Source organism: Bradyrhizobium sp. MI1.3 (genome assembly GCF_055811695.1).
The window spans coordinates 1-8,579 of sequence record NZ_JBVVPQ010000134.1 but is presented as its reverse complement, the minus strand read 5'-3'; the positions used below and the strand labels follow the sequence as shown (position 1 = coordinate 8,579).

Genomic DNA, 8,579 nt, shown 5'->3' with positions numbered 1-8,579 from the left:
GTGCGCTGCAGAGCGGGGCCCATGCCGCCGCAAAAGATTCTGGGTCCCGGCTCTGCGCCGCAACGCTACGCGCTGCGTCGCGTCCGGGACACGAGAGCACGCACACACGAAGCACAAAAAGCCCCGCCCGGCGGGGGGAGGACCGGGCGGGGCCTGATGTCCGACTCTACTGCTCGCGTCAGCCTGATTGATGTGACGCGCCGGACACCTAGTCGATCCCTGAAGACGCTAGTCCATCACCTCGACGATGCGCCGCGAGCGCGGCTCGACCAGCACGGTCTCGCCGTTCACGACGGTGTAGCGATAGGTGGTGGCGCCGAAACGTTGCGGCACGTCATAATAGGTCACGCCGCTTTCAGGTAAGGTGGCACCGACCACCACGCGATCCGGGATGCGGAAAGCCGGCACACGTTGTTCGACGACATAGTCGCGGAACGCCGGCCGCTGCTCGACCGCAATGGTCGGACCGCTGTCGACGACGACGGGTGCGCGTCCCACTGTGACGCTGCTTTGCGCCTGCGCCGCAAGGGGCGAGCCGATCGCGGCCGCGAGCGCTGCAAGAGCAAGAATCCTGTTCCGCATGGGCAACTCCTTCGAGAAGGTTTTCGGGAAGCGCCAATGGCGCGACCGGTTGCCAATGCATGCGTCTTCGCGATGTTCCGGAAAACGGCCGCCGCATTCGCGGCATTTTCGGGCAGTTTTCGCGAAGCCGGGAACTCGCGCCCGCCCAGTGCGTCTCTACCCGCGGAACCTAGTCCGCTATGATCCCGCCGCGATTCGCCCCCACCCCACGGAAAGAAAGTTCATGCACATCACCGTCGCCCATATCTCGCCGATCCTGTCGCTGCTTGCGGGTGTGCTCATCCTGATCATGCCGCGCCTGCTGAACCTGATCGTCGCGATTTTTCTCATCATAAATGGTGCGATCGGGCTCGGATTGTTGAAGTGGCTCCATCTCTAGGCCTTCATTCTACGGAACTCTTCGACTTGCGCGGACCTGCCCAAAGTGGTGTAAGGCCCGCGATTACCCATTCCTCTCGCAGGTTGTGTGCAAGCTATGGCCAAAGCCGCCTCGAAAACTTCAGCGAAAATGCCAGCGAAATCAAAGTCCTCTGCCAAGGCGAAAGCCGCGCCGGCGGCCCGCAAGGCACTTGCCAAGCGCGCCCCGAAGCCCGTGGCCAAGGCTGCTGCCAAGCCGGCTGTGAAGCCTGCGGCCAAGGCCGTTTCCAAGGCTGTTGCGAAGGCGCCGAAGAAGCCGGTTGCGCCGAAGGTCGCCGCGAAGTCGGTACCGAGCAAGGCTGCTTCAACCAAGGCGGCGCCTGTTGCGGCCAAGGCCGGCAAGTGGGTGTTCACGTTCGGGGACGGCAAGGCCGAGGGCAAAGCGGAGATGCGCGACCTGCTCGGCGGCAAGGGCGCCAACCTCGCCGAGATGGCCAATCTCGGCCTGCCGGTGCCTCCGGGCTTCACCATCCCGACCTCGGTCTGCACCTATTTCTACGCGCACGACAAATCCTACCCCAAGGAATTGAAGTCGCAGGTTGAGAAGGCGCTCGACCATGTCGGCAAGTTGACCGGCAAGATCTTCGGCGATTCCAGGAACCCGCTGCTCGTCTCCGTGCGTTCCGGCGGCCGCGCCTCGATGCCGGGCATGATGGACACCGTGCTCAATCTCGGCCTCAACGACGAAACCGTGGAAGCGCTGTCGGAACTGTCGGGCGATCGCCGCTTCGCCTATGACAGCTATCGCCGCTTCATCACCATGTATTCGGACGTGGTGCTCGGCTTCGAGCATCATCATTTCGAGGAAATCCTCGACACCTTCAAGGACAGCCAGGGCTACACGCTCGACACCGATCTCACCGCCGACGACTGGGTCGATCTGGTCGGCAAGTACAAGGACGCGGTCGCGCGCGAAACCGGCAAGGATTTTCCGCAGGATCCGCACGACCAGCTCTGGGGCGCCATTGGCGCGGTGTTTTCATCCTGGATGAACGCGCGCGCGGTGACCTACCGCAGGCTGCACGACATTCCGGAATCCTGGGGCACCGCGGTCAACGTGCAGGCCATGGTGTTCGGCAACATGGGCGAGACCTCGGCGACCGGCGTTGCCTTCACGCGCAATCCCTCGACCGGCGAGAGCAAGCTCTACGGCGAGTTCCTGATCAACGCGCAAGGCGAGGACGTGGTGGCGGGCATCCGCACGCCGCAGGACATCACCGAGGAAGCGCGCAAGGACTCGGGCTCCGACAAGGCGTCGATGGAATCGGCGATGCCGGAAGCCTTCAACGAGCTGACCCGGATCTACACGCTGCTCGAGAAGCACTACCGCGACATGCAGGACATGGAGTTCACGGTCGAGCAGGGCAAGCTCTGGATGCTGCAGACCCGCGGCGGCAAGCGCACCGCGAAAGCGGCGCTGCGCATCGCGGTCGAGCTCGCCAATGAAGGCCTGATCACCAAGAAGGAAGCGGTGACGCGGATCGACCCCGCCTCGCTCGATCAGCTGCTGCATCCGACCATCGACCCCAATGCCAAGCGCGACGTGATCGCGACCGGCCTGCCGGCCTCGCCGGGTGCGGCCTCCGGCGAGATCGTGTTCTCCTCGGACGAGGCGGCCAAGCTTCAGGCCGACGGTCGCAAGGTGATTCTGGTCCGGATCGAGACCAGCCCCGAGGACATCCACGGCATGCACGCCGCCGAAGGCATCTTGACCACCCGTGGCGGCATGACCTCGCATGCTGCGGTGGTCGCGCGCGGCATGGGCAAGCCCTGCGTCTCCGGTTGCGGCACCATCCGCGTCGATTACGGCCGCGGCACCATGAGCATCGGCTCGCGCACCTTCAAGACCGGCGACGTCATCACCATCGACGGCTCGCTCGGCCAGGTGCTCGCCGGCCGCATGCCGATGATCGAGCCCGAGCTGTCCGGCGAGTTCGGCACGCTAATGAAATGGGCCGACCAGGTCCGTAAGATCGGCGTGCGCGTCAACGCGGACACGCCGGAAGACGCGCACACCGCGATCAAGTTCGGCGCGGAAGGCATCGGCCTGTGCCGTACCGAGCACATGTTCTTCGAGGAGACGCGCATCCGCACGGTGCGCGAGATGATCCTCTCCGAGGACGAGCAGTCGCGCCGCGCTGCGCTGGCAAAGCTGCTGCCGATGCAGCGCGCCGACTTCGTCGAGCTGTTCGAGATCATGAAGGGTCTGCCCGTCACGATCCGCTTGCTTGATCCGCCGTTGCACGAGTTCCTGCCGCACACCCATGCCGAGGTCGAGGAAGTGGCGCGCGCCATGAACACCGACCCGCGGCGCCTGGCCGACCGCGCGCGCGAGCTGTCGGAGTTCAACCCGATGCTCGGCTTCCGCGGCTGCCGTATCGCGATCGCCTATCCCGAGATCGCCGAGATGCAGGCGCGCGCGATCTTCGAAGCGGCAGTCGAGGCCGAGAAGCGCACCGGCAAGGCCGTCGGCCTCGAGGTGATGGTGCCGCTGATCGCCACCAAGATGGAGCTCGACCTCGTCAAGGCGCGCATCGATTCCACCGCGAAGGCGGTGATGCGCGACACCAACACCAAGCTGACCTACCAGGTCGGCACCATGATCGAGCTGCCGCGCGCCTGCCTGCTCGCGGCCGAGATCGCGGAGAGCGCCGAGTTCTTCTCGTTCGGTACCAACGACCTCACGCAGACGACCTACGGCATCAGCCGTGACGATGCCGCGAGCTTCCTCGGCACCTACGTGTCCAAGGGCATCCTGCCGATCGATCCCTTCGTCGCGCTCGACCAGGAAGGCGTCGGCGAGCTCGTCAAGATCGGCGTCGCACGCGGCCGCAAGACGCGCGCCTCGCTCAAGGTCGGCATCTGCGGCGAGCACGGCGGCGATCCCGCCTCCGTCGCCTTCTGTCACGCGATCGGCCTCGACTACGTCTCCTGCTCGCCCTACCGCGTCCCGATCGCCCGCCTCGCGGCGGCGCAAGCCGCGCTCGGCAAAGCGGTTGCGAGCCAGGCATAAGCCGATTTGAAATGCTGAATGCGGAGAGGCGGGGCCAAGCCCCGCCTCTTTCTTTTTGAGGCTCGACTGCTTCCACGCCGTCATTGCGAGCGTAGCGAAGCAATCCAGAATCTTCGTGCGGCAGCAGTCTGGATTGCTTCGTCGCAAGAGCTCCTCGCAATGACGAGCTTGAGGAGCGTGCGTGTGAGCACATCGCGCAATACCGGGAACCCATCGCGCGTCCCGTAATGACACGTGCGAGCAAGAGTTCCTTCACCATTCGCGTTGACCAATTGTTTACCGCGTCGCGTGAGGGCGCATTTACCAATGCGCATCATCGCCCCGTGAAAACACCTGCGATTGATTGCGTGTGCCGCATGCGCAACGCCGATTAACGCCCCGGCAACCTAAATTAGATACTCACGATAAAGATCGAATTGCACGGATGTACTGCGGCTCGATTTTTCTAGCGTAAGCGTAGCGTGAGCGTATCGATGTTTTTGTTGCGTACCCATCCGAAGGGCGCGCGGTTCGCGTCCTTCGGCATCGGTCTCTGCATCTTCGCATTGATGCCGAGAGAGACCGGCTATCAGGACATTGCCTCGCTGCTGGCGCGCCAACCCGGCGTCGCGGAGCGTTGGCAGAAGCAGGTATTCTCTGCTGCGTCCTCCATACAGCTGGCCACTTACAGTTTTTCCCGGCCGATCGGCACTTCGGCTCCGCAGAGCGCGATGGTTCGTCTCGCGAGCCTCGACGGCCGCGACGTCACCGGCGCGATCAGCCGCAATCCGGCGCTGCAGGCGCCGCCGCGCTACCAGGCCGCCGATTTTCCCAAGGTCGATCGCTCGATGAAGGGTGACCGCCTCGCAACGGTCACACCGACGCAGGCTCCCGAAGCGGGCGCGCCGACGGCAGCGCCGACGCAGGAAGATCCCGCGACGTCGAACAGCTCGGTGTTCGGCGCCAAGACCGTCGCGCTGCCACAGGCGATGTCGCCGGAGTCCGCGGCCGCGCTCGATCCCGAACTCGCGGAGGCGCTGCGCGCGCCGCCGCTGCCGCAATACACCAATGCGCCAAAGGCCAGCGACGCCGCGCGCTCGATCGCGCTCCAGCCGCTCGAAGCGCTGAAGCAGGCCACCATTCCGGCTGCACCGCCGCGCGATCCGTTCCGCGTCAAGATCTCGAACCTATTCTTCGGCAGTTCCTCGCTCGGCGGCAACGTCGAGAGCATCGAGAGCTGGCAACCCGGTGCGGAGCCGCTGATCGTGATGCCCGACCCCGACATGAAGGTGACGGCCTCGCTGTCGCCGCCGTCGGAGGATCTTGCGAAGGATATCGAAAGTGGCGAGAGCGTCGCGCCGAAGGGTGAGGTCAACGTCGACAACCAGCGTGCCAGATCGCCGGCGGAACGGCTCGCGCTCGACGACAAGTCGCGCGCGAAGTCCGAAAAATGCCTCGCGGAGGCCGTCTATTTCGAGTCCCGCGGCGAAGCCGTGCGCGGTCAGATGGCGGTTGCGCAGGTGGTGATGAACCGCGTGTTCTCCGGCAAATATCCGGACACGGTGTGCGGCGCCGTCTATCAGAACAAGCACCGGCATCTCGCCTGCCAGTTCACCTTTGCCTGCGACAACAATGCCGACGTGATCCGCGAGCCCGAGATGTGGGAGCGTGCGAAAAAGATCTCGAAGGCCATGCTCGACGGCCAGATCTGGCTGCCCGAGGTCGGCAAGTCCACGCACTACCACGCCTACTGGGTGCGCCCGTCCTGGGTCGCCGAGATGAAGAAGATGTACAAGACCGGCGTCCACACCTTCTATCGCCCACGCGCCTGGGGCGACGGCAGCGAGGAACCGAGCTGGGGCACGCCGGCGCAGACCGCCGCGCTCTCCGCCGAACTCACCCAGGAAGCCAAGAGCTCCGCCGAGATGGGCACGACCGAGCGAAGGTAGCGCCTCACATCTCGATATCCAGCGCGCAGTCGAAATTCGGTGCCGAATGCGTCAGCGCGCCGGCTGAAGCGTAGTCGACGCCGGTCGCCGCGATGGCTGCGATCGAGCCCAGGGTGACGCCGCCGGATGCCTCCAGCTTGAGGCGTCCCTCGTTGATCCCAACGGCCTCGCGCAGCGTCGCAATGTCCATGTTGTCGAGCAGCACGGCGTCGGCGAGGCCGGTGTCGAGCACCTCGCGCAACTGCGTCAGCGTGTCGACCTCGATCTCGATCTTGACGAGATGGCCGGCATGGGCGCGGGCGCGCTCCAGCACGGGGCGGATACCGCCGGCGACCGCGACGTGGTTGTCCTTGATCAGGATCGCGTCGTCGAGCCCGAAGCGGTGATTGAAGCCCCCGCCGCAACGTACCGCGTATTTCTCCAACGCCCGTAATCCCGGCGTGGTTTTTCGCGTGCAGCAGATCCGCATCCGGGTGCCCTCGGTGCGCGCAACATAGTCCGCCGTGAGCGTCGCAACGCCTGACAGGCGGCCGACGAAATTCAGCGCGGTCCGCTCCGCCGTGAGGACGGCGCGTGCCGGCCCCGAGATCGTCAGCACCTGCTGCCCGCGGGCGACGCGCGCGGCGTCGCGAACATGTGCGCGTACCTCGATGTCGGGCGAAAGCCTTTGCAGGGTGGCGAGCGCCAGCGGCAAGCCGGCGATCACGCCGGATTGCCGTGCGACCAGGATCGCTTGCGCCTTCGTTGCCTCGGGGATCGTCGCAAGCGAGGTGATGTCGCCGGCGCGGCCGAGATCCTCATCGAGCGCGCGGTGCACAGCCTCGTCGATCGCGAGCGGGGAGAGGAAGGCGTCGGGGTAGAGCAGAGAGGTTGGGGTGATCATGGCGGACTCCGTCAAGCGATCATGGGTTGCGCGATGCGTGGTGTCGGGCGTTCGGTTAGGCCATCTGCGATCTCGCGCACTGCTGCGAGCGTCGTCATCGTGCGTTGCGCGAGCGCGGGAACGTCCGCGGAATGGTCGGAGCGGAAATGCGCGCCGCGGCTCTCGCGCCGGTTCCAGGCCGACGCCGCCACGAGCAGGGCTGCCGTTGCCATGTTGCGGACCGTGATGCTCGCGGCCTCGCATTCGAGCGCGGCGAAGCTGCGGACCGCCTCCGCAAGCCCCTCACCATTGCGGATCACGCCGACATGCGCGCTCATCAGCGTCCGCAGCCGGTTCACGTCCGCAGCATCCGGCGCGTCGCCCCGCGGCGTCGGCACGTCCGCAAGGCGCGCGGGCGAGGGAATGGTGCGGCCGGCGATGTCGTCGGCGATGCGCGCGGCGTAGACCACGGCCTCCAGCAGCGAATTCGACGCAAGCCGGTTCGCGCCATGCGCGCCGGTGGACGACACTTCGCCGCCGGCCCAGAGCCCGTCGATCGAGCTGCGGCCGCGATCGTCCACCGCGATGCCGCCCATGTGATAGTGCGCCGCCGGTGCGATCGGGATGGCCTGCGTGGCGGGGTCGATGCCGGCGGCGATGCAGCTTGCATGAACGGTCGGGAACCTGTCGGCAAAACGTGCGCCCAGCGCCTGCCGCGCATCGAGGAAGGCGCCGCGCCCGGCCGAGATCTCCGCGAACACGCCGCGGGCCACGATGTCGCGCGGTGCGAGCTCGGCGAGCGGATGGCGCGCCGCCATGAAACGCTCGCCACGGCCGTTGATCAGCGTCGCGCCTTCGCCGCGCAGGGCTTCCGTGGCGAGCGGCGCGGGATCGCGGCCGACCATGATGGCGGTCGGGTGAAATTGCACGAATTCGGGATCTGCAATGACCGCGCCGGCGCGTGCGGCGATCGCAAGGCCGGATCCGCTGGCCTCGCGCGGATTGGTGGTGACGGCATAGAGATGGCCGATGCCGCCGGTGGCGAGCACCACCGTCCGCGCAGCGAGGAGGACCGGCCGTGCGGCGTAATTGCGGACTTCGCGCAGTTGAAGGCCGATGACAGCGCCGTTCTCGGTCAACAGCGCTTCGGCGACAAAGCCTTCGATCAGCCGGATCGATGGTGTGCGCCGCACGGCCTCGCTCAGGGCTGCGATGATGGCGGCGCCCGCGCCGTCGCCGCGCACATGCACGATACGCCGCGCCGAATGTGCGGCTTCGCGCCCGACGGCGAGCCTGCCTGCGAGATCGCGGTCGAACGGCACGCCATAGGCGAGAAGATCGTGAATCCGCGGCGCGGCCTCGCGCGCGATTTCCAATGCGACAGCTTCGTCGACGATGCCGCCGCCAACGGCGATCGTATCCGCGGCGTGCGCTTCCGGCGTATCGCCTTCAGCTATTGCGGCGGCGATGCCGCCTTGCGCCCATGCGGATGACGCGCCCTGTCCGAGCGGCGCGGCCGAGATCAATGTCACCGGCCGCGGCGCGAGCTTCAATGCGCAAAAGAGTCCGGCGAGACCGCCGCCGACGATGACGACATCGTCGGCGCTGCGGGCGAGGGGGTGGATGGTGTTTGTTGTCATAGCTTTCTCCAAGCTCTCAGCTGTGGGGGGGGGGGGGGGGGGGGGGGGGGGGGGGGGGGGGGGGGGGGGGGGCGGCGGGGGGGGGGGTGGGGGGGGTGGTTTGTTTATTAAGAGAAGGAGCGGAGAGCGGGAGCGCG

The 8,579-nt window shown here is 66.3% G+C and carries 6 protein-coding genes; 3 read left to right on the top strand and 3 right to left on the bottom strand.

The genetic code is table 11. The features are described from left to right. Positions 1-228: 228 nt before the first annotated feature. On the bottom strand, positions 229-582 hold the full coding sequence (locus AC0L3A_RS39240) for a DUF1236 domain-containing protein (protein WP_007594952.1): 354 nt from the start codon (positions 580-582) through the stop codon (positions 229-231). A gap of 223 nt (positions 583-805) precedes the next feature. Here AC0L3A_RS39240 and AC0L3A_RS39235 point away from each other — a divergent pair, with 223 nt between their 5' ends. The 3 genes from AC0L3A_RS39235 (at position 806) to AC0L3A_RS39225 (ending at position 5,940) form a co-directional block, all read left to right on the top strand. Further along, positions 806-961, top strand: a complete 156-nt coding sequence (locus tag AC0L3A_RS39235; protein ID WP_007594951.1) for a DUF3096 domain-containing protein — start codon at positions 806-808, stop codon at positions 959-961. A gap of 96 nt (positions 962-1,057) precedes the next feature. Further along, positions 1,058-4,012: a pyruvate, phosphate dikinase gene (gene ppdK, locus AC0L3A_RS39230; RefSeq protein WP_007594947.1), complete on the top strand. Its 2,955-nt coding sequence runs from the start codon at positions 1,058-1,060 to the stop codon at positions 4,010-4,012. Between the two features lie 473 nt (positions 4,013-4,485). Continuing rightward, the gene (locus AC0L3A_RS39225) at positions 4,486-5,940 is read left to right on the top strand and encodes a cell wall hydrolase (protein WP_007594945.1); all 1,455 of its coding nucleotides are present in this window, start codon (positions 4,486-4,488) and stop codon (positions 5,938-5,940) included. A 4-nt stretch (positions 5,941-5,944) separates the two neighbouring features. Here the strand turns inward: AC0L3A_RS39225 and nadC are convergent, their stop codons facing one another. Then, the gene (gene nadC, locus AC0L3A_RS39220; protein WP_007594942.1) at positions 5,945-6,823 is read right to left on the bottom strand and encodes a carboxylating nicotinate-nucleotide diphosphorylase; all 879 of its coding nucleotides are present in this window, start codon (positions 6,821-6,823) and stop codon (positions 5,945-5,947) included. Between the two features lie 11 nt (positions 6,824-6,834). Beyond that, positions 6,835-8,442 carry an L-aspartate oxidase gene (locus tag AC0L3A_RS39215; protein WP_007594941.1) on the bottom strand — a complete coding sequence of 536 codons (1,608 nt, stop codon included), beginning with the start codon at positions 8,440-8,442 and terminating at the stop codon, positions 6,835-6,837. Between the last annotated feature and the right edge of the window lie 137 nt (positions 8,443-8,579).

What these genes read in the sequence shown, in the direction of transcription:
- AC0L3A_RS39240 (WP_007594952.1), bottom strand. Translation starts at nt 582, where the DNA reads ATGCGGAACAGGATTCTTGCTCTTGCAGCGCTCGCGGCCGCGATCGGC.
- AC0L3A_RS39235 (WP_007594951.1), top strand. Translation starts at nt 806, where the DNA reads ATGCACATCACCGTCGCCCATATCTCGCCGATCCTGTCGCTGCTTGCG.
- ppdK (WP_007594947.1), top strand. Translation starts at nt 1,058, where the DNA reads ATGGCCAAAGCCGCCTCGAAAACTTCAGCGAAAATGCCAGCGAAATCA.
- AC0L3A_RS39225 (WP_007594945.1), top strand. Translation starts at nt 4,486, where the DNA reads ATGTTTTTGTTGCGTACCCATCCGAAGGGCGCGCGGTTCGCGTCCTTC.
- nadC (WP_007594942.1), bottom strand. Translation starts at nt 6,823, where the DNA reads ATGATCACCCCAACCTCTCTGCTCTACCCCGACGCCTTCCTCTCCCCG.
- AC0L3A_RS39215 (WP_007594941.1), bottom strand. Translation starts at nt 8,442, where the DNA reads ATGACAACAAACACCATCCACCCCCTCGCCCGCAGCGCCGACGATGTC.